The sequence below is a fragment of the Streptococcus sp. HMSC067H01 genome, from assembly GCF_001814775.1.
Classification (GTDB): domain Bacteria; phylum Bacillota; class Bacilli; order Lactobacillales; family Streptococcaceae; genus Streptococcus.
This window is the reverse complement of record NZ_KV817768.1, coordinates 35,787-56,809: the sequence shown is the minus strand read 5'-3', so window position 1 is coordinate 56,809 and position 21,023 is coordinate 35,787. Positions and strand designations below refer to the sequence as shown.

The 21,023-nt window shown below is 34.3% G+C and carries 20 protein-coding genes and 3 tRNA genes; 7 read left to right on the top strand and 16 right to left on the bottom strand.

Going from position 1 to position 21,023, the window contains the following annotated elements; translation table 11 throughout:
• Positions 1 to 441 precede the first annotated feature (441 nt).
• The 15 genes from ftsH to HMPREF2987_RS00605 all read right to left on the bottom strand — a co-directional run bounded on the left by ftsH (position 442) and on the right by HMPREF2987_RS00605 (position 16,788).
• Complete coding sequence (gene ftsH / locus HMPREF2987_RS00670) at positions 442 to 2,400, bottom strand: ATP-dependent zinc metalloprotease FtsH (RefSeq protein WP_075228924.1); 1,959 nt, start codon at positions 2,398 to 2,400, stop codon at positions 442 to 444.
• A 16-nt stretch (positions 2,401 to 2,416) separates the two neighbouring features.
• Positions 2,417 to 2,959 carry a hypoxanthine phosphoribosyltransferase gene (gene hpt, locus HMPREF2987_RS00665; RefSeq protein ID WP_075228923.1) on the bottom strand — a complete coding sequence of 181 codons (543 nt, stop codon included), beginning with the start codon at positions 2,957 to 2,959 and terminating at the stop codon, positions 2,417 to 2,419.
• 4 nt (positions 2,960 to 2,963) lie between these two features.
• On the bottom strand, positions 2,964 to 4,241 hold the full coding sequence (gene tilS / locus HMPREF2987_RS00660) for a tRNA lysidine(34) synthetase TilS (protein WP_075228922.1): 1,278 nt from the start codon (positions 4,239 to 4,241) through the stop codon (positions 2,964 to 2,966).
• Entirely contained in the window at positions 4,238 to 5,506 is a 1,269-nt protein-coding gene (locus HMPREF2987_RS00655; protein ID WP_075228921.1) for a serine hydrolase, read from the bottom strand. The genes tilS and HMPREF2987_RS00655 overlap by 4 nt, the downstream gene beginning before the upstream one ends.
• On the bottom strand, positions 5,499 to 5,621 hold the full coding sequence (locus HMPREF2987_RS11165) for an SP_0009 family protein (protein WP_257374787.1): 123 nt from the start codon (positions 5,619 to 5,621) through the stop codon (positions 5,499 to 5,501). The genes HMPREF2987_RS00655 and HMPREF2987_RS11165 overlap by 8 nt, the downstream gene beginning before the upstream one ends.
• 6 nt (positions 5,622 to 5,627) lie before the next feature.
• Positions 5,628 to 5,996 carry a septum formation initiator family protein gene (locus HMPREF2987_RS00650; RefSeq protein ID WP_075228920.1) on the bottom strand — a complete coding sequence of 123 codons (369 nt, stop codon included), beginning with the start codon at positions 5,994 to 5,996 and terminating at the stop codon, positions 5,628 to 5,630.
• Positions 5,989 to 6,255: an RNA-binding S4 domain-containing protein gene (locus tag HMPREF2987_RS00645; protein ID WP_006146042.1), complete on the bottom strand. Its 267-nt coding sequence runs from the start codon at positions 6,253 to 6,255 to the stop codon at positions 5,989 to 5,991. The genes HMPREF2987_RS00650 and HMPREF2987_RS00645 overlap by 8 nt, the downstream gene beginning before the upstream one ends.
• Before the next feature lie 63 nt (positions 6,256 to 6,318).
• On the bottom strand, positions 6,319 to 9,822 hold the full coding sequence (mfd, locus tag HMPREF2987_RS00640; RefSeq protein WP_083312398.1) for a transcription-repair coupling factor: 3,504 nt from the start codon (positions 9,820 to 9,822) through the stop codon (positions 6,319 to 6,321).
• A complete protein-coding gene (pth, locus tag HMPREF2987_RS00635; RefSeq protein WP_045613244.1) occupies positions 9,815 to 10,384 on the bottom strand; it encodes an aminoacyl-tRNA hydrolase in 570 nt (189 codons plus the stop codon). The genes mfd and pth overlap by 8 nt, the downstream gene beginning before the upstream one ends.
• A 72-nt stretch (positions 10,385 to 10,456) precedes the next feature.
• Complete coding sequence (ychF, locus tag HMPREF2987_RS00630; protein WP_075228919.1) at positions 10,457 to 11,572, bottom strand: redox-regulated ATPase YchF; 1,116 nt, start codon at positions 11,570 to 11,572, stop codon at positions 10,457 to 10,459.
• Between the two features lie 84 nt (positions 11,573 to 11,656).
• Positions 11,657 to 11,851, bottom strand: coding sequence for a DUF951 domain-containing protein (locus HMPREF2987_RS00625; protein ID WP_049503817.1), 195 nt, complete (start codon positions 11,849 to 11,851; stop codon positions 11,657 to 11,659).
• A 66-nt stretch (positions 11,852 to 11,917) separates the two neighbouring features.
• Entirely contained in the window at positions 11,918 to 13,054 is a 1,137-nt protein-coding gene (gene dnaN / locus HMPREF2987_RS00620) for a DNA polymerase III subunit beta (RefSeq protein ID WP_075228918.1), read from the bottom strand.
• A 157-nt stretch (positions 13,055 to 13,211) separates the two neighbouring features.
• Complete coding sequence (dnaA, locus tag HMPREF2987_RS00615) at positions 13,212 to 14,567, bottom strand: chromosomal replication initiator protein DnaA (RefSeq protein ID WP_075228917.1); 1,356 nt, start codon at positions 14,565 to 14,567, stop codon at positions 13,212 to 13,214.
• A 221-nt stretch (positions 14,568 to 14,788) separates the two neighbouring features.
• Positions 14,789 to 15,547 carry a ParB/RepB/Spo0J family partition protein gene (locus HMPREF2987_RS00610; RefSeq protein ID WP_075228916.1) on the bottom strand — a complete coding sequence of 253 codons (759 nt, stop codon included), beginning with the start codon at positions 15,545 to 15,547 and terminating at the stop codon, positions 14,789 to 14,791.
• Between the two features lie 56 nt (positions 15,548 to 15,603).
• Positions 15,604 to 16,788 carry a serine protease HtrA gene (locus tag HMPREF2987_RS00605; protein ID WP_075228915.1) on the bottom strand — a complete coding sequence of 395 codons (1,185 nt, stop codon included), beginning with the start codon at positions 16,786 to 16,788 and terminating at the stop codon, positions 15,604 to 15,606.
• A 184-nt stretch (positions 16,789 to 16,972) separates the two neighbouring features.
• On the opposite strand from HMPREF2987_RS00605, the gene rlmH reads away from it, so the two are divergent.
• From rlmH to HMPREF2987_RS00575, 7 genes are all read left to right on the top strand, one after another.
• Positions 16,973 to 17,452: a 23S rRNA (pseudouridine(1915)-N(3))-methyltransferase RlmH gene (rlmH, locus tag HMPREF2987_RS00600; protein WP_075228914.1), complete on the top strand. Its 480-nt coding sequence runs from the start codon at positions 16,973 to 16,975 to the stop codon at positions 17,450 to 17,452.
• 43 nt (positions 17,453 to 17,495) lie between these two features.
• A tRNA-Arg gene (locus HMPREF2987_RS00595) sits at positions 17,496 to 17,569 on the top strand.
• 164 nt (positions 17,570 to 17,733) lie between these two features.
• Positions 17,734 to 17,862 (top strand): ComC/BlpC family leader-containing pheromone/bacteriocin, encoded by a 129-nt coding sequence (locus HMPREF2987_RS10170; RefSeq protein ID WP_083312397.1) that lies wholly within the window; start codon positions 17,734 to 17,736, stop codon positions 17,860 to 17,862.
• Positions 17,863 to 17,890: 28 nt separating this feature from the next.
• Positions 17,891 to 19,210: a competence system sensor histidine kinase ComD gene (gene comD / locus HMPREF2987_RS00590; protein WP_075228913.1), complete on the top strand. Its 1,320-nt coding sequence runs from the start codon at positions 17,891 to 17,893 to the stop codon at positions 19,208 to 19,210.
• Entirely contained in the window at positions 19,207 to 19,959 is a 753-nt protein-coding gene (comE, locus tag HMPREF2987_RS00585; protein ID WP_075228912.1) for a competence system response regulator transcription factor ComE, read from the top strand. Before comD ends, comE begins: the two co-directional genes overlap by 4 nt.
• 51 nt (positions 19,960 to 20,010) lie before the next feature.
• Positions 20,011 to 20,082 (top strand) — tRNA-Glu (locus tag HMPREF2987_RS00580).
• Between the two features lie 5 nt (positions 20,083 to 20,087).
• Positions 20,088 to 20,161, top strand: a tRNA-Asn gene (locus HMPREF2987_RS00575).
• A gap of 211 nt (positions 20,162 to 20,372) precedes the next feature.
• Here the strand turns inward: HMPREF2987_RS00575 and HMPREF2987_RS00570 are convergent.
• Entirely contained in the window at positions 20,373 to 20,915 is a 543-nt protein-coding gene (locus HMPREF2987_RS00570) for a TetR/AcrR family transcriptional regulator (protein WP_075228911.1), read from the bottom strand.
• Positions 20,916 to 21,023 lie beyond the last annotated feature (108 nt).

Below are 21,023 nucleotides of genomic sequence, written 5' to 3'. Positions count from 1 at the left end.
TTCTTACTTGTCAACACCTTTTTAAAACTTTTTTCACCAATCTTTGAAGACTAGCTCTAACTCCTTAAGAAGAGACTTGCGGCCTTTGAAGCGTTCTACTGAGAACTTTTTCTTTTCATGATTTTACATTTTTGGATTTTTCATTGTATTTATTGTTATTCTTTTAAAGTATCATTTCAGTTTTAAGATTAGGTTTCTATTCAATTAAACTTCATCTTTTATTTTTGGAGTATTTCTTGATGTTACCTAAGAACTTTACACTTTCTTATTTTATTCTTATATATAATTTAATTCTTCCTATCCGAGTAACTATCTAACACAGGGATCTATCATTTTTATCTCTATATTAGAGAATTCTTGTATTTATATTTAACAGCTACTGATATTTTTATACAAGAAAACAGAGAAAACATCAGTTTTCTCTGTTAGCGTTCATTATGTTTACTTTTCTTCAGTCATTTTAGATTTTACTTCATCATAAGAAAGTGCATGTGATTCTTCTTCTGTTGCTTCAGGCATCTTACCTGTTTCGTAAAGAGATTTAATTTGTGTACTATCTAATGTTTCGTATTTCAATAATGCTTCTGCAATTAACTTATGAGTTTCACGATTTGATTGAATAATCTCAGTCGCTTTATTACGCGCTTCATTCAACAATGAACGAATTTCTTCATCAATTTCGTAAGCTGTACGCTCTGAAATTGTTTTTTGTGGGGATTGAGCACCAAACATAGCATGATTACCTTCATACTGAACCGGTCCAAGTTTTTCACTCATACCATACTCCGTAACCATTGCACGCGCCATTTGTGTAGCCTGCTCAAAGTCGTTGGATGCACCTGTTGTTTGGACATTAAAGATAATTTCTTCAGCAACACGTCCACCCATCAAACCTGCTAATTGTTCTTTCATATCTTCTTTAGATAGTAACATTTGATCTTCTTTTGGAAGAGCAATCATGTAACCACCTGCACGACCACGAGGAACGATTGTTACCTTATGAACGACACGTGCATTGGACAATACGAGGCCAACAATTGTATGTCCTGCCTCATGGTAAGCAACCATTTCACGTTCTTTTTGAGAAACAGTTTTATCCTTCTTAGAAGGGCCAGCGATAACACGATCTTCAGCTTCATCAATATCTGAAGCATCAATCACTGACTTATTACGACGAGCTGCAACCAAAGCTGCTTCGTTCAATACATTTTCCAAATCTGCACCAACAAAACCAGGAGTTTGTTGTGCCACCAATTTCAAATCTACATCTTCTGCTAACGGTTTATTTTTAGCATGGACTTTCAGAATTGCTTCGCGTCCCTTAACATCTGGACGACCAACCAATACTTTTCTATCAAAACGACCTGGACGAAGAAGAGCTGGATCTAGAACATCTGAACGGTTGGTTGCCGCAATAACAATGATTCCTTCATTTCCTTCAAAACCATCCATTTCAATCAAGAGTTGGTTTAGGGTTTGTTCACGTTCGTCATTACCTCCACCTAAACCGACACCACGTTGGCGACCAACAGCGTCGATTTCATCAATAAAGATAATGGCTGGTGCTGCTTTTTTAGCGTCCTCAAATAGAGAACGGACACGGCTTGCACCAACACCGACGAACATTTCTACAAAGTCAGAACCTGAAATACTAAAGAATGGTACACCAGCTTCTCCGGCAACTGCTTTAGCAAGTAATGTTTTACCAGTTCCCGGAGGTCCTTCTAAGAGAACACCAGCTGGGATACGAGCACCTAATTTTGTAAAACGTTTTGGATCTTTTAAAAATTCAACAACTTCAACAAGTTCTTGTTTTTCTTCCTCTGCGCCTGCAACATCTGAGAAGCGAACTTTGATATCTTCTTTGTTAGCAGCTTTAGCTTTACTTCGACCAAAGCTCATTGGATTTCGTCCATTATTTCCTCCCATATTGCCCATCATTGAGAATAGGAAGAAGAATAAGATGCCAAATGGTACGATAGACACTAGGATGTTAATCCACATACCACTTGAACTCTCATGTTTCACTTCAATTTGTGTTTGATGTTCACCTGCTAACTTTTGTAAATCAGCAATAGTGGTATCTGATGGTAGGATAATGCTAGTAAATTTTTCTACCTTTGTAGCAGAAGGAGTGAAAAATTGAATCCCAGTTTCCTTCTTTTCTGTTTTTGCAGTTTTGTATTCACCTGATACCTCAATAACACTACCGTTTGGTTGATAGGTCATTTCTTTTACGTTATCATTGGTAATTTCCTGCACCAATTCTGAGTACTTGATTTGTTGACTATGACCAGCGGCTCTTCCAGCAAAAAAGTACTGAAATCCTGTCACCAGCAAGAAAATCATCAACAAATAAAGAAATGGATTTTTTATGAAACCATTATTTTGTTTTTGCATTCAACAACTTACCCTTCTATTTTGAGTAAACTTCCTCTTTCAATACGCCTACATAAGGAAGGTTACGATAATTTTCATTATAGTCTAAACCATAGCCTACAACAAACTCGTTTGGAATTGTAAAACATGTATAATCTGCTTCAATTTCGACAGTGCGTCCCTCTGGTTTATCCAACATAGTAACAATCTTAACAGAGGCCGCTTCTCTTGCAGTAAACATATCTCTCAAGCTCTTCAAAGTTTGACCAGTATCGATAATATCTTCTACAAAGACAACATGTCGACCTTTAATATCTTGAGTTACGTCTTGTTTGATATTAATGACACCACTGCTGACAGTCCCACCATGATAACTAGAGACCATCATAAAGTCCATTTCAAGATGTGTATCAATATATTTGATTAATTCAGCCATAAAAGGAATAGATCCTTTTAAAATTCCAACTAGGATTGGATTCTTTCCTTCGTAATCCTTTGTCAACTGAGCACCTAATTTCTTAGCTGCTTCTGTAATTTCATCTTGTGAAATCATAATTTTCTTGATGTCTTGTTCTAACATGATTTTACCTATCTATTTTTTCTATATAAAGTACAGTGTTCATTATATCATTTTTCATTTTTTTACTCAAATCACTAGTTTCAATTCCTAAAACTGAACAAATTTGACCTGATTGCTCAATGATTATCACTTTTTCCCGTTTTTCTTTAGGGATTTTTAAATCAATAAAAAGTCGTCTTAGTTTTTTTCGATGTCCATTTTTTATCAGATAGTCACCTGAATGACGGTGCCGTAAAATTAAGGATGTTTCCCGTGAAACATATATTTTTTGAACTCTATCTCCTTCTAAAGGAAGTCCAAATGAAAATAGATATCCTTCATAGTGAACTTGGTTTAGATAGTCTAACACACACTCATTGTTTTTTTCATCAGACTTTGGTCTGATTTTACAAATCTGAAAGTGATCGTATTCCTTTACAAGCTCATAACCATTTTTTAAACTATGGCGATATTGACTCTTGGTTTTCAATATATGATGGATCTGTTGAAATTGTTCTCTTGTTACATTTAAGTTTGCGAATCGACCAAGATAGTGTTGCAATAAAACTCGTTGTGTTTCTTCTGAAAAAGATAAAAACTGAGTTAAATCTTCAATATCTACTGTTTGAGTTAATTCACCGATAGCTGTCTGATAGTCAGATACTTCTTTTCCAAATTCTAGCAAAGCTTTTCTAACTTGAAGATTCTCTGTTTCAATCTGCGGTAAATAGAGATTGCGAACACGGTTGCGAAAATAGTGATTTTCCTGATTTGTCTCATCCTCAAAATGTTCAATTTCAGGAAATTCCTTCTTATAAAAGGAGAGCAAGGGACGAATCAATTCTCCTTTATCAAACTCTTGTCTTTCTTTAATAGCTGATAAATGGTGTAATCTACCCCCTCTTATCAATCGCATGAAAATCGTCTCGACCTGGTCATCTGCATGATGAGCCGTTACAAGAGCTGTAGATGAAGTTTTCTCCATCACTTCTCTGAAAAATTCATAGCGAAATTGACGAGCTCTAGATTCTGTAAAAACTCCAGAGAAGTTAGCTACATAAATTGGAACTCCAGCTTGTTCAGCTAGTTTTCTTAATTCATGTTCTTCATTATCTGACTCTAGTCGTTGTTTATGATTGACATGAGCTAAAAGAAGCTCAATACCAAGTTCCTTTTTATAAGTTGATAAAAGGCGAAACAGAAACATCGAATCAAGTCCACCAGATAAAGCTACAACTACTTTTGAATGATGTTTAAAATAACCTTTTTCTAGAAAATGATTTAAAAAATCGCGGTCTCTCATTTCAGGACCTCATAGACATCCTTGGCAATTTTAGAAATGGTATCATAATCTGAATTTTTGGTAAAAATTGAAATGATGAAAGGAGACTCTGAATAAACAATAGCAGTGTCATGCTTGTATTCATCTGCATCCCCAATTTTATGGGCTACCTTAGCAGAAATATCTTTCGCAATCCTCTGATTGTCAAAGGACGTTTGTGATAGAGATTCTAAAACAAAAGCATTCTGATTATAAATAGCCTCCATAACTTGACCAGCCATTTTAGCTGATGCTAACTTATCTGTTACGTTCCACTCTTCACCTGAAATTCTAGCCATCTCCTTTTTAAAGGTCTCATCTGACTTGTTGGTAATATAATATCCAAGAATGTTGTGGGCTACATTATCAGATTCTTTCGCTGTTTTTGATATCAAATCTTTGATGGTGTATTCTTTGTTGTCTGCTGTTTTAGGAAGACTTCCACTACCTTCAGGTTTATAAGAACCAGGGAAATCATTCACTTCGGAAACATACTTCAGTTTCGTGTCAAGTTGGTAATCACCTTGATTGATTTTTTCCTGAACATAATAAAGATAGGGCAGCTTCATAACACTTGCAGCATACATTTTCTGATTTTCATTAATCCCAGCTTCCTTACCTGTGCTCAATTGTTTAACATAAATAGAAAACTGTTCATTTTGATAATTTTCAGTCAGTAACTCTTGTACTTTCTGGATACGATTATCATCTTGAGAAATATAATCACTAGCAACCCAACCAATTTGATTGATATGTAAGAATTCCCGTCCCTCAGCAAACACTGACATATCCACTTCAACATCTTGATAAGGAGCTAAAGTAGTTGTTTTTTCTATTTGATCATAGGGACTATTGTAAATGAAAAATCCAGGTTCTAACCATACTTTTTGGGATAGAGAATTTATTTTTGATGCATCATATAGAAGTCTTTTATCTGCAGCAACAAACTGATTATTAGATAATTTAAAGACAGGCTGACCTTGTCCATTTAACCGCCATTCTATCACGGATAATGTTGTCTCTGCATTGACTTTCCCTGACTCTTTTATCAAATCATCTGAAGCATAAATGGACGTTTCACCATAAAATTTTGGAGATTCTATAGTATCTTGATAATAAAAATGATACGGAGCATGAGTTAAGAAATAAACTTCTTGATTTGGAATGATAACTGGATTCTCAGTGCTTACTACCTGGACACTTTTAAAGAAAATAGGAAGTAGTAATATCACTAAAAATTTACGCATTCTTTTTTTCCTCTTCTTCCTGAAGTCGTAGCAGATGATTCTTCTGAGATAACTCTTCTAATTTTTCATCTGATAAACTTAAAAATTGTTCAACAATATCTAATAAATTTTCCATATTCTATTACCTAGGAAGCAAGTCCGGAATGGTGTATACTTCCTCCCATGATTTTGAATAATAATATTTAGCACGCAAATATTTAGCTGCGTAAGTTTCGTCCTTTAGTTTTGTTGCAAGATTTGATTCTTTATCTTTTTCATCGCTCAATTCTTGATACTGCTTTTTCAAGTCAGATAACTGTTGGCGACGTTCGAGTAGTTGCTGATAACTTTGAGTCAAATTATATGTTGGTAGGATGAACAACAACATAATCAAAATCAACACCCAACCCATAAAACGATTTCGTCTTTGTCGTTCTTCCATCAAGTATTTACGACGCTGATGTTCATTTTGAATAAAGGAATTATTCATTTGGACTATTTTTTTATACATCGCCTTCTACCCTTGTTTCGCTGATAATTTCATACATACCTGCGGCATCTTCTTTTTTAGTGCTATCTTTCATCTCTAATACTTTTACAAGCAACAACTTATTTCCAAAACGAATTTCGACTTGGTCATTGATTTTTAAATCTGTAGAGCTCTTAGCAAGAATACCATTTACCTTGATACGTCCCTTATCTGCAACTTCTTTAGCCACTGTACGGCGCTTAATAATTCTTGATACTTTTAAATATTTATCTAATCTCATCTTTATTACCTCAAATTATTATTGTACCATTTTTCTCCCTTTTATAGAAGAAAAATGTCATACCTAATTTGACTCTTTTGCATTTTTTATGGCCACTAGGGATTCAGCAAAAGTCAACAATCCTTCTAAAATCTCATAATCTTTTTTATTTCGAATATCAAATACAACTTCTATCAAACCTTGATTTTCTGAAATATTGGCCTTCAAACTTGTCTGAGATAGAGCCTGGAAATAATCTTGTGTTAAAAATAGTTGCTGCGAAATTTTTTCAAATTGAATGACAAGTTTATTATTTTTTCTTTCAACACGATTGACAAACACTTTATCAAGGTAAGCTTTTACTAATCCAATTTCTAAAAGATAAGCAACTACATCAGGATATTCTCCAAAACGATCGATCAACTCATCTTGTAATTCTTCGTAGTTGACACGATTGTCAATTTGACGAATTCTCTTGTAAATTTCAATTTTATGCCGTTCATCTGAAATGTACTCATCCGGAAGATAAGCATCAATTTGTAAAATTAACTCAGCATTTCCTTTTTCACGTTTCTTGTCAGTTCCATTTTTCTTAGCAATTGCTTCTTCTAGTAACTGAGAATACAACTCAAACCCAACAGAATCAATAAAACCAGACTGTGAACTTCCTAAAAGATTCCCAGCTCCACGAATGGATAAATCACGCATAGCGATTTTGAAACCAGAACCTAGTTCAGTAAAACCTTTGATGGCCTCTAATCTTTTCTCAGAAACTTCTGTCAAGGTTTTATCTGGACGATACATGAGATAAGCATAGGCAATTCGATTACTACGACCAACCCGACCTCTTAATTGATACAAGGTTGACAATCCCATATGATCTGAATTTTCTATAAACAAGGTATTAGCATTTGGAATATCTACTCCTGTCTCGATGATTGTTGTAGTTACTAAAATATCATATTCACCTTCAATGAAATCAAGAAGTGTATTTTCTAAGCGAATTTCACTCATTTGTCCATGAACAAAACCAATTGAAGCTTCTGGAATCAACTCTTGTAACTCTGAAACCTTCTTTTCAATCGTGTCAACTTTGTTGTAAAGATAGTAAACTTGACCACCACGATCCATTTCTCTCAATACAGCATCACGAATAACACGATCATTCTGTTCAAGAACATAGGTTTGAACAGGATATCGATTAGTTGGAGGGGTTTCGATGACAGATAAATCTCGGATACCTAGCATAGACATATGAAGAGTTCGAGGAATTGGTGTCGCTGTCAAGGTTAAGACATCAACCTTCTTTTTTAATTCCTTGAGAGCTTCCTTATGCTTAACACCAAAACGTTGTTCTTCATCAATAATCATCAACCCCAAATCTGCAAACTCAACATCTTTAGATAAAACTCTATGGGTCCCTATCAAAATATCTACTTGACCTTTTTTCAATTTTTCAAGTGTCTCAGTCTGCTCTTTCTTACTTCTAAAACGACTCAAAACATCTACATTGACAGCAAATTGTTCAAATCTTTCCTTAAAATTACTGTAATGTTGCTGAGCAAGAACGGTAGTTGGTACTAAAACAACAACCTGTTTATGATCATTGACAGCCTTAAATGCAGCTCGCATAGCTACTTCTGTCTTACCAAATCCAACATCTCCAACTAAAAGTCGGTCCATCGGTTGAGAAGCCTGCATATCTTTCTTGATCTCTTCGATACTTCGAAGTTGGTCCTCAGTCTCTACATATGGGAATGCTTCGTCAAAAGCAACCTGATCTTCATCATCTTTTGAAAATGCATATCCTTTAAGTTGACTTCTCTCGGCATATAACTTAATCAAGTCATCTGCAATATCTTCAACTTGACTCTTTACTTTTTGCTTGGCTTTTTTAAAACGTCCATCGTTAAGTTTGTTTAACTTTGGAGCCTTACCATCACTAGAGACATACTTAGAAAGAGTCTGTATCTGCTCTACAGGGATGGAAATACGGTCTCCATTTTGATATAGGACACTTACGTAGTCTCGATGAATTCCTTTGATTTCAATCGTTTCAATCCCTAAATATTGACCAATACCATGAATTTGATGAACAACATAATCTCCTTTTTGGAGTTCACTATAATCCTTTAATCGTTCAGCATTGCTAATATTTTGTCTGCGATACTTGCGTTTAATCTTCTTTTTAAAAATTTCATATTCAGTGATAAATACAAGATTCTCATCTACAAAATGAAATCCATGACGAAGATTTCCTTCAACAAGATTGACAGTTCCTTTACAGATTTCACTTTCATTACTATTATCAACTTTAATATCATATTCATCAAGAATCGTTGACAGTTTCTTTAGTTCAGTTTTGCTACTTGATTGAAGAACAATCGTATACTTCAATTTTTTATAACGTTCAATTTCTTCTTTCAGAAAAGAAAACTGATTAAAGAACTCCTGCATAGGATACTGATTAAATTGATACAGATAATCAAATTTTAGATTTCCAAGCCCTTTTTGGAAATTTGAAAAGAAACTAGCTGGTAAATATTTTTTGAATTGACTTTCTACATCAGCAAAATATTGTAAACTTGACACCGTTTTACTATTGTGTAAATCTTCTGTAAAGTAACTAGCAGCTTCCTTATCAAAAGCATCGTACTGATTCATGATTTTTTGAAAATCATCAAAGATAATGGGCACTTGATTCAAATAATCTATCAGTGTCCACTGTTTTTTATAAAAATTAGATAAAAACTTACGAATATCAGCATGAAGAACTTGCTCTTTAGTGCAACTAAAAACTTCTTCTAAGTAAGACTTTAAAGTTGGAGAAAGTGCCTTATCAATCTCATGTTCTAAAAATTTCTGACCACGATGATAATCTTCAAAAGTTAGTAAAATATCACTTGCTGGATATATCAGTACTTTAGACTGACTGTCTTTAGAAAGCTGAGTTTCAGTATCAAATTCTCTTATACCATCAATTTCATCACCAAAAAATTCTATCCGGTAAGGAGATAGTTGAGAAGTTTCAAAGATATCCAGGATATCTCCACGAAGGCTAAATTCTCCCTGACTTTGAACTTGTGTAACCTTCTTATAACCAAGGGAAATCAAGTGATTTTTTAATTCTCTTTGTTCGCATTCTTGGCCAACTTGAAGTTCTAAGATACTATCATCAAAAACTTGAGGATTTGGTAAGAATACCCGACTAGCTGCGACATTACAAACTAAAATCCCTCTTTGAGACTTATCTCTTAGAAAACGCAAAGCTTCAACCCTAGAAAAAATCTTTTCCTGAGATGATACCAAAAATTCGACCATTGGTGAATCATCTACTAGAAATGGATAAACCAGATCCGAACCTAGTATAGAGATTAGATCATTGACCAGACGCTCAGCTTCTCCATATGTGGAAGTCATCACTAAAACCTTATCCTGACTCTTCAGACTACTAGCAATCGCTAAAGATTTTGCTGAGCCAGAAAGACCTAGCAATAATTGTCTTTGTTTCTGTGGTAGGTTCTCATGCCAAGATAGAATTTGTTTATTCTCTAAAAAGAAATCGATTAATGCCATTTCCTTACCCATTATATTTCTGCATCGTCTTTTCAAAGTTTTTTTCTTGTAAATAATAATTTACAGCATCGTCAACCTTGTCAATAGACTGTAAAATACCGATATAATCTTCTTGATCAAACTTACTCAAAACGTGGTGAACAACAGACATTCCTTTTTTAGGTCTACCGATACCAATTTTTACACGATTGAAAACCTGTGTACCAATATGTTGGATAATTGACTTGATACCATTATGACCGCCAGCTGATCCTTTAGCGCGAAGTCGAATTTTTCCTACTTCCATGTCAAGATCATCGTAAATAATCAGTAAATCTTCGATATCTAAACCATAGTAGGTTAATAAAGCATGAACTGCTTTCCCACTTTCATTCATAAAAGTAGTGGGTTTTACCAGATAAATTTTTTCACCGTTAAGAAAAAATGAGGCTAACTCAGCTTGGAATATCTTATCGTGTGTAAAGGTAACATTCTGTTTTTTTGCTAGTTGGTCAATCAGCATAAATCCAACATTATGTTTAGTTTCAAAATATTTATCCCCTGGATTTCCCAATCCTACAAGTAATTTTGTCATTTATATTTCCTTTCAAAAGTCAAAAGGGTTGGAATTTTTTTCCAACCTAATTGACATTATTTTAAATATTGATTAAACGTTAAAGCGGAATTCCATAATATCGCCATCTTGCACGACATATTCTTTTCCTTCTTCACGCAAGCGTCCAGCTTCTTTTACAGCCTTTTCAGAGCCGTATTTTACCAAATCATCATAAGACATGGTCACTGCACGAATAAATCCTTTTTCAAAGTCAGAGTGGATGATACCAGCTGCTTGAGGAGCTTTCATGCCACGTTTAAAGGTCCATGCACGAACCTCTTTTTCACCAGCTGTGAAGTAAGTTCCAAGTCCTAGTAGGTGATAAGCAGCTCGAGTCAATTTGTCAACTCCTGATTCTGTCAAACCAATGGCTTCAAGAAACTCTTTTTTATCTTCATCGTCTAACTCAGAAATTTCTTCTTCAGCACGCGCAGAAATAACCACTACCTCTGCATTTTCTGTTGCTGCGAATTCACGAATTTGCTTCACATAATCGATAGAATCTGGGTCTCCAACCACATCCTCATCAACGTTAGCTACATAAAGAACAGGTTTTGTTGTCAAAAGGAAAAGACCTTTAACTACTTTTTGCTCTTCATCTGTAAATTCAATGGTACGAGCTGATTTCCCATCTTCAAGGACAGGTTTAATCTTTTGAAGAACGTTAAATTCTGCAACTGATTCCTTATCTTTTTGCGTACGCGCCATTTTTTCTACACGCACATAGCGTTTATTGACTGATTCTAAGTCAGCAAGAATCAACTCTAGGTTAATAGTATCAATATCTGCTAGTGGATCCACAAAAGCATCCTCACGACCTTGCTCACGCATGACATTTTCATCATCAAAGGCACGAACTACATGGACAATGGCATCAACTTCACGGATATTGGCTAAGAATTTATTCCCCAGACCTTCTCCTTTTGATGCACCCTTTACAATCCCTGCAATATCTGTAAATTCAAAGGTTGTTGGAACTGTCTTTTTAGGAGTGATCATTTCAGTCAATTTTTGTAGGCGTTCATCTGGAACTTCTACCATTCCAACGTTTGGATCAATAGTTGCAAATGGATAGTTTGCAGCCTCTGCTCCTGCTTTTGTAATTGCATTAAATAGGGTTGATTTACCGACGTTTGGCAAACCCACGATACCTGCTGTTAAAGCCATAGTTTCTCATTCTCCGTTCACATTTCAATCCCTAATATTATAACACAAAAAGGGAAAACTTGCTAACCCTCTAACTAAGGGGGCTTAGTCAATAATTTTACTCATTTTTCTTTCAAAATCATAGCGACTCATCATGACAACATGATCACAATTACTGCATTTTATCTTGATGTCTGCTCCAACACGGGTAATTTCCCAACGATTAGCTTTTTTGCCTGTAGATTTGATTGTACAAGCATGTGGTTTTTTCATTTCAACAAAATTTCCAACTTGATACATACTACTCTCCTTTTCATATTTCTGATTATATCATAAAAGAGGTGAGCTAGGCTCAACCTCTTTCCATTAATTTGTACGAACTGGCGTGATGAGCTGCATGAAATCTTCATCAATGTCTGCTGGAACAAGGGTGAAAGGACGAACTGCAGAGATAAAACTGATTGTAACTTTTTCGCTATTCAAAGCTTTCAGTGCTTCAATCAAATAAGTTGGGTTGAAACTTATTGTCAAATCAGCACCACTTACATTTTCAGTATCAATTTCTTCATGTACTTTCCCTACTTCTGGAGAGTGAACATGGGCACTTACAATTCCTTCTTTGATTTCTAATTTAACAGTACCATTTTGTGTCGCACTTGATAAGAGACGAGCACGTTCCATAGATTGACGTAGTTTAGCAACGTCAAAAGTAACTGTTGTATTGAAATCTGTTGGAATCAATCGATCGGTATCTGGATAATTTCCTTCTAAGAGACGTGTGTAGAAGCTAATATTTTCACTTCTAAAGAGAATTTGATTATTGGCGAAGAAAATCTCTACTGTTTCAATATCATCCGTAAAAACAGCTGAAAATTCACGTAGCGAACGACTTGGGATGACAACATCAAAATCATCACTATTTTTTTCAAGAGTCAATTTCTTCTGACTGAGACGGTGCGAGTCTGTTGCAACTGTTTTTAATTCTTTGTGGTTGCTTAAAACAAAGTGGACACCCGTCAAAATAGGACGACTTTCTTGAGTGCTAGCTGCGAAAGCAGTTTCGTTGATAATCTTTTTAAGAAGTTTTGTTTCAAGAACTAAAGGATTATTTGCGGAAATTTCTTGGATACGTGGATACTGCTCGCTATCCTTTCCTTTTAGGGTAATTTCTGATTTACCACTTGTTAAGACAATCTGCTTTTGTTCAATTTCTTTAAAATCAAGTGTCACATCTGGAAGGCTTGAAACAACATTGATAAAGAAAGAGGCTTCCAGTAGAACTGATCCTAAAGAATTAATCAAGAGACCTGCATTTTCATTTTTTTGCGAAATGAAATTTTCAATTGAGATTTGACCATTTGATCCAATCAAGGTAATTCCTTCATTGGTAACATCAATTTTTACAGTTGATAAAATAGGAATAGCATTTTTTGAGCTAATAGCTCTTTTGGTTGTATTTAAAGCTTGTAAAAATAAATTTTTATTAATTGAAAAATGAATCATGGATTCTCCTTTATTCTTTTTATTATTAGAAGGATAATAGTAATAATAGAGCGTGTGAAATATGTGGAAAACAGATGCTAATCAAGAAAACTCAAGGAAAGAGCATTGTTTAAAAAGTGTGGATAAATAAAGAATTTTATCAAAAGTTATCCACAAGTTATTTAATTTTCTTTTTGATTGCTTCGATTTCTAAACGTAAATTATCATCTGTTTCAAGCATGGATTTGATTTTTCCATGGGCATGAATGACCGTTGTGTGGTCTTTGCCACCAAACTCTTTTCCAATTTTAGGAAGGCTATTATCTGTCATTTCTCTGGTTAGGTACATGGCAACTTGACGGGCTAAAACGATATTTTGAACACGTCTAGTTCCCTTCATTTCCTTGACACTAACACCATAAAAGTTTCCCACTTCTGTTTGTATTTTATCAATTGGAATCACAATCATTTTGCTAACGTCTTGTTTGCGAGCACGAATAGCCTCAGCAGCGATGTCAACTGTGATGTTGTTAATCTTTTTGACTTTGGCCATCAAGCTGATGTCGTTGAGTGCACCCTCTAGCTCTCTCACATTCGAGTCAAATTGTCCAGCCAAATATTCGAGTGTATCATTCTGAAAATGATAATTGAGATGTTCAGTCTTACTCCGTAAAATCGCAATACGTGTTTCAAAATCAGGTGGTGTGATATCTGTTGTTAATCCCCACGAGAAGCGCGTGACCAGACGTTCAGGAAGACTCTCTAAATGTTCAGGTCTACGGTCGCTTGTCAAAACAATCTGCTTATTATTATTGTGAAGGGCGTTAAATGTATTGAAAAACTCTTCCTGAGTCTGAACTTTCTTTCCACTAAGAGATTGAATATCATCAATGAGTAGGAGATCCAAACTACGATAAGTTTTTTTGAATTTTTCCATATCATTGAGTCTTAAATGCTCTAGGAATTCATTAATGAAGCTTTCAGCAGGTATATATTTAACACGCGCATTAGGGCTTTTTTTTAGAATTTCATTACCAAGGGCATTTAGTAGGTGGGTTTTTCCAAGACCAGGCCCTCCATAGATAAATAGAGGATTATAAGTTAGTCCAGGATCTTCAGAAACTGCTAAAGCTGCGGACTTAGCCCAAACATTACCATTTCCTTGGACAAAATTATCGAAAGTATACTTTTCCTTGAGTCCAGTTTCAGAATATGGAATAGTGGACGGACTTGTCTGATAATCGCTAATAGAATCAGGTTCGATAGCCACTTGAGAAGCAGCTTCTTCAACTTTCGTAAAGATATAATGCGCCTTTATTTCAGTATCATAGATTTCAAAACCTGCTGTTAAAAGGATTCCATTGATATTTCTTTCCCAAAATATCTGCATCTCATCTCGGGGTAAGAAAATCGTTGCAGTGGCATCTTCTACTTTAATCAGGGTTGCATCTAAGATGTAAAAATCATAAACTGATTGAGTCAACCGATCATGCGCAAGTTCTAAAATACGATTCCAAAATTGTTTTTCTTTCAATGATTTTCTCCTCCTTTACTATAAAATTTTAAAGGTTTATTGATAGAATCATTTTACCATAGATAAGATTATTTTTCCACAACTTGTGGAAAACAATTAACAATGTTTTTAGTTTTTATCCACAATATGTGGATAACTAAGGAGAAATCTGAAATAGAAGGCTTTTTAAAAAGATAAATCGGTGGATAACCATGTTAGTTAAGAATAATAAAATAACAGCCTTATTTCAGGCTGTTAATAAATTGTTGGTATTCTTCTTGGTTATGGAAGGAAATTGAGATTTTACCGCTATCTTTTTTCTGAAGGCTAATCTGAACATCTAATCCGAGTATTTTTTTCAATTTTTGCTCTTCCTCTTTGACAAAGTGATTTTTTTCTTTTTTGCTGATCTTCTTATTTTTTTGTAGTATTTGTTCAACTTGTCTAACTGAAAGATTTTCTGTTTGAATACGATTCAAGAGTGTATCTTGTCTGTCACTTGATAATTGAATAAGGAGTCTAGCATGAGCCTGGGAAAGCTTCCCACTTTCGACTTCTGTCAGGATATGTTTAGGTAGCCCTAACAATCGAACTAGGTTTGTAATATAAGGTCGAGATTTCCCCATTTTTTCAGCAATTTCTGTGTGGGTAAAACCTTTATCGATTAAGGACTGGTATGCTTTAGCTTCTTCGATAGGATTTAAATTTTCGCGTTGGAGATTTTCAATGATGGAATGAAGCATCATATCTTGATCAGAAAGTTGCTTAATAATTACTGGAATTTCTGAAAGTCCGGCAGCTATTGAAGCGCGATACCGTCTTTCTCCAGCTAGAATTTCATATCCAAGTACTGGAGATTTTCTAACGATGATTGGCTGAATCAAGCCGTTTTCCTTAATGGATTGTGCCAATTCTTGTATTTTTTCTTCTGAAAATTCTTTACGAGGTTGATAGGGATTTTTTTGAATATCCTTTATTTGAACAATTTTAAATTCTTCCATAATTCTACATTATCATAACTTAGATATTCTGTAAAGCAACTTTACATATCTGTAAACTATTGTTCCAAATCACTAGTACTCTTATCTAATTTAATGGTAGTTGTTTCTTCTTTACCATTACGGTAGTATGTAATGGTCATGCTATCTCCGATAGAATGACTATATAGAGCACTTTGTAATTCAGTAGTTGAAGAAATAGCTTTATCATCTACTTTTGTAATGACGTCATATTGTTGTAGATGTCCATTGGCAGGCATACTAGTTATAACAGAACGAACAACTACTCCTGCAGTGACACTTGATGGTACATTCAATCTTTGTAAATCAGTGCTACTAAGATTTGAAAGGTTGACCATTTGAATGCCCAAGGCTGGTCGAGTGACTTTTCCATTCTTTTCTAATTGATTGATAATATTGATGGCATCGTTTGAAGGAATCGCAAATCCAAGTCCTTCCACAGAAGTTCCACCGTTTGTGGCTATTTTACTAGATGTAATTCCGATTACTTGTCCCTGAATATTGATAAGGGGACCGCCAGAGTTTCCAGGGTTGATAGCTGTATCTGTTTGGATAGCCTTTGTAGAGATAGCTTGTCCATCTTCAGATTTTAAAGAAACATTTCTATTCAAACTTGACACGATACCTTGTGTAACGGTATTGGCGTACTCAGAGCCTAGAGGACTTCCGATTGCAATGGCAGTCTCTCCGACTGTTAGTTGATCAGAATCTCCAAATTCAGCTACGGTAGTCACCTTATCTGCAGCAATTTTTACAACTGCAATGTCAGAATAAGTATCAGAACCAACAATTTCACCTGGAACTTTGGTTCCGTCAGCTAAACGAATATCCACTTTTTTAGCTCCACTGATAACGTGAGTATTGGTTACGAGGTAAGCAAAGTTACCTTCTTTTTTATAAATAACTCCAGAACCTTCACTCGATACTTGCTCAGTATTTGTATCTGTATCAGTTTCTGCAGATCCAAATAAACTATTTTGGGAGTTTGCAGAGTAAGTAATGACAGATACCACAGCATCTTTAACTTTATCGACTGCCTGTGTAGTTGAGTTTTCATTTTTTACAGCTGTTTTGCTGACAGTGGTGGTATTTGTTGGACTAGTGTTTTGTTTTTGACTTAGTTGCAATGTCGTAAAACTACCTAAAACACCACTAAAAAAGCTAATGAGAATGACTAATAAAAGTTGTCCCCATTTTTTGGAACTAGTTTGTAAGTTTTTCATAGAAGCCTCCATGTTTTTTTAATCAATGAAAGTATAAAATAGCTAGCTTAATCCAAGCTTAAAGAAAGAAAGTTTTTCACAACTTGTGGATAACTTTCAAGAACCTGTGAATTTATTGAATTTTTTCAAAATCTTCTCTGTGAATAAGATGTGAAATTGAGTGTGAATATGTTAGAATAGAAGAATGAAAATTAAAGTGGTAACAGTTGGAAAACTGAAAGAAAAATATCTCAAAGATGGCATAGCAGAATATTCCAAAAGGATTTCACGCTTTGCTAATTTAGAAATGATTGAGTTGTCAGATGAAAAGACACCAGATCGGGCTAGCGAATCTGAAAATCAAAAGATTTTGGAGTTGGAAGGGAACCGCATTCTTTCTAAAGTAGGAGATCGTGATTTTGTAGTTGTTTTAGCTATTGAAGGAACAACTTTTTCTTCTGAAGAATTCAGCAAGCAGCTTGAAAGAGCTTCTATTAATGGATTTTCTACAATCACTTTTATCATTGGTGGGAGTTTAGGACTCTCTCCAGAGGTGAAAAAGAGAGCCAATCTCTCTGTTAGTTTTGGGAGATTAACGCTTCCTCATCAACTGATGAGACTAGTCTTAGTAGAACAAATCTATAGAGCATTTTCGATTCAACAAGGCTCACCTTATCACAAATAGATGATTGACTAAGCTAGCTTTTTTTGATAAGATAGATTAGTAAGGTCTCATAGCTCAGCTGGATAGAGCATTCGCCTTCTAAGCGAACGGTCGCAGGTTCGAATCCTGCTGGGATCAGTGTTAAATCGTAAGCTGGGAAAAATCCCAGCTTTTTTTGTAAAAAGTTGACATTTCAGAATAAAATTTGAGCATTTGAGAGATAATTTTCTATAGGTATCGTAGATTTTATATAATATTTTTGTAAGTTAATTTACAAGAAAAACATTATAGGAGTTTATATTATGAAAAAGAATACAGATTTTGCTCAAATGAAAGATTTCCAAGAATTGAACGAAAAAGAACTGCAGGAAATCAGAGGTGGGGATATTAGGAGTTTTAAGTTTTTAGATAAAATATTTCCGAAGAAGTAGTTTATTGAAGCAAGATAGGGAGAACATAATGGATTTATTTGGTGTAGTAATAGCTATTTTTTATGTTTTTATTATTAGTAAAATTTATAAATGGATTTGTAATGTAACTAGAAAAGAACAATGTATTTTTAGTATTTATGTCTTTCTACTACAATTGACATTGGAAGAAGGTACTTATTTGGTATCTGCTAGTAGTTTTGGATTGTCTAAATTTTTATTTCCTTTACTCCTATTTGTTTACTTTATTGGATTTAAGAAGTATGAGAAGTCTAAGGGAATTTTTATCAGTCTATTATTTTCTCTCTTATATCATTCTACTAATAACTTTTTATCGGTAACCTTATCATCTATTACAGGAGATGAGTTTGCATTAGAGTATAACAATTATTTTTATCTGTTTATCTTGTTCTTAACTTATTTGGTTATTAAAGTTGTTGTTTCTTATTTCCACCTGGAATTTAAATATTTTGATAAAGACTATCTTTATCCATTTCTGAAGAAAGTGCTCTTTGCATTTATCTTCCTACACATAGTTTCTTTTCTTTCAGATATTGTGAGTACGGTTCGTCACTTAAATAGTTTTGGTAGTATTTTATCATCCGTAGTTTTTGTTGGTCTACTTTTGACCTTCTTTTCCATGAATTCTTACAAAGTTCAGATAGAAAAAGAAATTGAATTGGAACAAAAGAAGTTTGAACAAAAACATTTACAAACTTACACGGATGAGATTGTTGCCTTATATAATGAAATTCGTGGTTTTCGGCATGACTATACAGGCATGCTTGTCAGTTTAAGAATGGCGATTGAAAGTAAAGATTTACAAGAAATTGACAGAGTTTACAGTGAAGTTCTTGTAAAGGCGAATCAAAAATTACGTTCAGACAAGTATACCTATTTCGATTTGAACAATATTGAGGATTCAGCTCTTCGTAGTTTGATTGCTCAATCTATTGTCAATGCGAAAACCAATGATGTAGAGTACACATTAGAGGTAAAAGATATTATCACACCTTTGTCTATGGAATTGTTAGATTTGGTGCGCGTGATGAGCGTTCTGCTCAATAATGCCGTTGAGGGGGCAGTTGAAAGCTATCAAAAACAACTAGAGGTAGCTATCATCAAGTTGGATCTTGAAACCCTAGTTGTCATCCAAAACTCTTGTAAAAAAAGAAAGGTAAAATCCGAAGATCTATTTGAATTAGGATTTTCAACCAAAGGAAGACATAGAGGACTTGGACTCAATAATGTTAAAGAAATTTTAGGAAAATATGACAATGTTATTTTAGAAACAGAAATTGATAATGATGTATTTAAACAAGTGATTAGATTTAAGAGGGAACTGATATGAAAGTATTAATTTTAGAAGATATTATAGAACACCAAGTAAGGTTGGAAACAACTCTAAATGAAATTTCTAAGGAAACGAATATTCCGATTTCCTATAAAACAACAGGAAAAGTAAGAGAATTTATGGAATATGTAGAGCATGATGAAGTCAATCAGCTTTATTTTCTAGATATTGATATCAATGGGATTGAGAGAAAGGGATTTGAAGTTGCTCAATTTATTCGTCATCGCAATCCTTATGCCATTATTGTTTTTATTACAAGTCGATCTGAATTTGCTACCTTGACTTATAAATACAAAGTTTCAGCATTGGATTTCATTGATAAAGAAACCAGTGATCAAGTTTTTAAAAATAGAGTTGCTGACTGTGTGATTTATACTAAAAGTACCCTACTTGAAAACCAATCAGTCGTTGATTATTTTGATTATAGTTACAAAGGAAATGATCTTTGTATTCCTTATCATGATATTCTATACATTGAAACAACGGGAACTTCTCACAAATTACGAATTGTTGGTAAGAATTTTGCCAAAGAATTCTATGGAACAATGACAGATATTCAAGAAAAAGATAAGGAAACCCAACGTTTTTATCTGTCTCATAAATCATTCTTAGTTAATATCGGAAATGTGAGAGAGATTGATCGTAAAAAAATGGAAGTTGTATTTTATGAAGATCATCGTTGTCCTATTTCACGCCTAAAAACTAAAAAATTGAGAGAGCTAATGGCTAAAAAACAAAAAAAGTAATTGACAATTTTTGATAAATTGATATAATGGTTATATCTGCTACAGATAGACGGTCCGTTGGTCAAGGGGTTAAGACACCGCCTTTTCACGGCGGTAACACGGGTTCGAATCCCGTACGGACTATTTAATCCGCCATAGCTCAGTTGGTAGTAGCGCATGACTGTTAATCATGATGTCGTAGGTTCGAGTCCTACTGGCGGAGTCAGATGAAAGGAACACTAATTTGGTGTTCCTTTTTGATTCTTTGTCCGATGTAATGAGGGGAGGCATACCTAACATACGGATAGATAATGATTTGTGTCCGAAAATAAAACTAAGGAAATTGTATTGCTTTAGACTAATAAGAATAACAAAATAGGCTCCATAATATTCATAGGGGGGTGATTTCCTATAAATATTATAGAGCTTTTTTATTAATTTGTATCACCTAACATTTTCATCAAAAAGTCCGTGATTTCTTGTGGACTTTCTTTTTTTCCGTGGGCAATCCAGGTTTGACAGACTCCAAAGAGAGCATTTGTCAGGTAGATGCTACTGTATTCTAATTCTATTTCATTTAGTTTGAGTTGCATAAAACGTTTTTGAAGGTCTGTGCTCAGTAGGATGTGAAGTTTATTTCTCAAGAAATTTTGAATTTCCTTGGTTCCATTTTCAGATAAAAGAGCTGCTAGAAGTGGTTCTGATTCTAAGTATTCAAATACTTCTAGAATAGCATCTCGTTTCTGATTAGCATGTTTTTGAAAGATATATTCGAAGGTATGAAATAGTTTACTCTGGTAATGTTCAATCATATCATATTTATCTTTGTAATGAGTATAGAAACTTGAGCGGCTAATCCCAGCTTTTTGAGCTAATTTAACAGTCGTAATCTGGTCGAAAGGTTGTTCCATCAATAATTCGACCATGGCATTTTCGATAATGCGCTTGGTTTTTAATCGTTTATTACTTTCTTGCATGTTCCCTCCATATGAACATTTTTAGACAATGTGTTTAAAATTAGATTGTTTTATATTGTCTTTTTATTTTTTTTATGTATAATCTATTATATCAAAAATTTAGAAAAT